Below are 2567 nucleotides of genomic sequence, written 5' to 3' on the forward strand. Positions count from 1 at the left end.
CTTAGGCTATCACATCGGTCAGTTTCCAGTTGCTGAGCAAGTCTGTAATGAAGTATTGTCCCTGCCAATGTTCCCAGAACTTACCGTTGAGGAACAGCAACAGGTAGTTTATGGATTGAAGGACTGTTTAGTTTGAAGGTTAACTGGTTGAAGGTTGAAGGTTGAAGGTTAATAGCTTGAAGGTTAATAGCTTGAAGGTTGAAGGTTGAAAGTTAACAGGTTGTTCGCCCTTGGCGTTCTCGTAGGGTAGGTTAACAGGTTGAAGGTTAGAGGAGTAGTTTTGAACGCACCCCAGCTAAATTAAAAATTCTAGCTGGGGATTCTTATGCTAGGTTGGACTCAGATAGCTTCCATAAACTACTGAGCGTCACTGGCGTTCTCAGCGTGTGGGAGGAACTTCTGCCTTCCCAGACCCTAGTAAATTTCGCGTTAGTGAGCACGGCATACCAATATCTAGCGCCGATGTTGTAAGACGCAGATAAGTCGGCGTTATAGCGCTTGCCGTTCTTGAATCTGGCGAGGGAATACTTTTTGTTGCTGCGGGAAATTAAGCCAGACCCATCAAACCCATAAGCACTGGTGTATTTAGCGTTAACCTTGACGACGTTCCCGCCTAACTCGCTAAATTTCTGGATGGCAAGTTCCACAATCCGGTCTTTACACCATTGGTGGAATCGTTGCTTTTGGAGAGAGCCGTGCTTACCCCCTTTTGCCTTCCAGTTTGACAAGTCCTCAAACACAATCACCCTCACTTGATGAGCGATTCCAAAGTCTATTACAGCTTTGGATACGACTTGAGCAATGTGTTCGTTGATCTGTTTGGACTTGCGATACAATCCCTTGCAGAACCCTTGAGGCAAATTCCTTTTGGTTATCTTACGGGTTTGCTTGGACTTAGTGGCAATACGCTGCTTGCGTTGGTCACGGCGGTCTATGTCTCTGGCGGGGGAAATAAATTTCCTCGCTTTTACAGTACCGTCCCGACTAACGATAGAGCAGGTCGCTGTGGTGTTAATTCCTAGGTCTACCGCACAAACCCAATCAGATTCCGGCAGTTCCTTAATTGCGATCTCGACGGGCATCGACAGATGAACGCTGCGGCCGTTAGCAATTAAGGAAGGGGACATCAGTTTGTTGTCTTGACCTAGATGGCGGCTTTTTCCCGACGAACGAACAGGAATAGCCAATAGCCATACCCAATCCTTACCGTTCCAAACCTTGAGGTCTACAGCGTTAAAATTAGCGTTATAGCGAATTTGTTGACCTTTGTACAAAGCTGGGTAGCTGTTACAGAAGGCAGTAAGCTTAGGGGACTTGTCGTGTCGGTGCTTTCTGTTGCCTCGTTTCCAATCCTGCCAGCGAGTCACAAAGCTGCTAACAATCCCTAATGCGTCTTGGATGGCAGCCCGTCTTAGGTAGCTGGGAAACTTGCGAAACGATGGATGGTTATTGATGGCTTTTTTGAAGTACCAACCATATTTAGGATTGGGATTATCTGCGGTCTGGTGAACCAACTTCTCCAGGGTGTTCACCCGTTCTTTGGCAGTTAACCCCAACAGGGCAGACCAATTCCAATAGGCGATTAGTACCAAAGGTTTTAGGAAATGGCGGTACTCTTCCACCGTCAGAATAGCTAAATTACGCTGATGGCGAGTCAAAGACAGCGACCAGACATCAGTTCTGATCAACGACGCTGACTGCCACTTTTTGCGCTTAGTTCGCTTTTTAGCTTGCTTCCGGCTCATGGAGAAAGACTTAACCAATACCAAATATATTTTAACTTGCTAAGATTTAGTTGTCAATTTAGTTGCCGATACCGCTCTATGGATTTCAGGAGACTCAAGACTCGCTCCAACTCGGCATTTCGGTTGCTCTATCACTTGGTACTAGTGACTAAGTTCAGAAACAATTCCCTAACAGGGGAGATGCTCGAACGCTTGGAAGACATTTTTAGGGCTACCCTAGCAAAATGGGATTGTGAACTGATTGAATTTGGGGGGGAGAGTAATCACGTCCACGTTTTGTTTGAAGCTATCCCCAGTATTGACTTGTCAAAGCTAGTAAATAACCTCAAAACTGTTTCCTCTCGACTAATGCGGAAAGAGTATGCAGCTCATCTAAAACGTTTTTACTGGTCAGAAAAACCGATGTTCTGGGGTGGCAGCTATGCTTTGATTTCAGTAGGAACACAAGCTCCATTACAAAAGCTGATTGCATATGTCCAGAATCAGGAAAAGCCAGAATAAGGATGCTGCGCTTTGTTTATTGGTTTCGCTAACCCCACCTAAATCAAAGATTCTAGGTGGGGACTGCGCTCAACATTTTGTTCAACCAAACCAGCCTCCCCTAGTGGCAAAAGGCTGTGAAAAACCTCTGGTTCGTCCTCCTTTCAATGCTGCAGGCATTCATGGCTCCGATGGACTGGGAGAATTGCATCAGTTCAAAAATGCTGATGGCAGCCCAAGTATCCCCAACTTACCATGGAGCCTTCTTCAGAAGATGCTGTTGATGTATTGCTCAAAGCCGCCCAGGAATATGGCAGCGACTTGACCATTGTGGCTCTAGGA

Annotated in this window: 3 protein-coding genes; 2 read left to right on the forward strand and 1 reads right to left on the reverse strand. The window is 46.1% G+C overall.

All coding sequences use genetic code 11. The features are described 5' to 3' along the window. Positions 1 to 136, forward strand: a 136-nt coding sequence (locus tag F6K51_RS36035) for a DegT/DnrJ/EryC1/StrS family aminotransferase (RefSeq protein WP_293030664.1), incomplete at its 5' end; no start/stop codon positions are given. Between the two features lie 187 nt (positions 137 to 323). Here F6K51_RS36035 and F6K51_RS36040 read toward each other — a convergent pair. Further along, positions 324 to 1763: a transposase gene (locus tag F6K51_RS36040; RefSeq protein WP_293030661.1), complete on the reverse strand. Its 1440-nt coding sequence runs from the start codon at positions 1761 to 1763 to the stop codon at positions 324 to 326. Between F6K51_RS36040 and tnpA the strand changes: the two genes are divergently transcribed. Further along, positions 1731 to 2246, forward strand: coding sequence for an IS200/IS605 family transposase (gene tnpA, locus F6K51_RS36045; protein WP_081431036.1), 516 nt, complete (start codon positions 1731 to 1733; stop codon positions 2244 to 2246). The two genes, F6K51_RS36040 and tnpA, sit on opposite strands and share 33 nt — an antisense overlap. Positions 2247 to 2567 lie beyond the last annotated feature (321 nt).

It is taken from the genome of Moorena sp. SIO3I8 (genome assembly GCF_010692325.1).
GTDB lineage: Bacteria > Cyanobacteriota > Cyanobacteriia > Cyanobacteriales > Coleofasciculaceae > Moorena.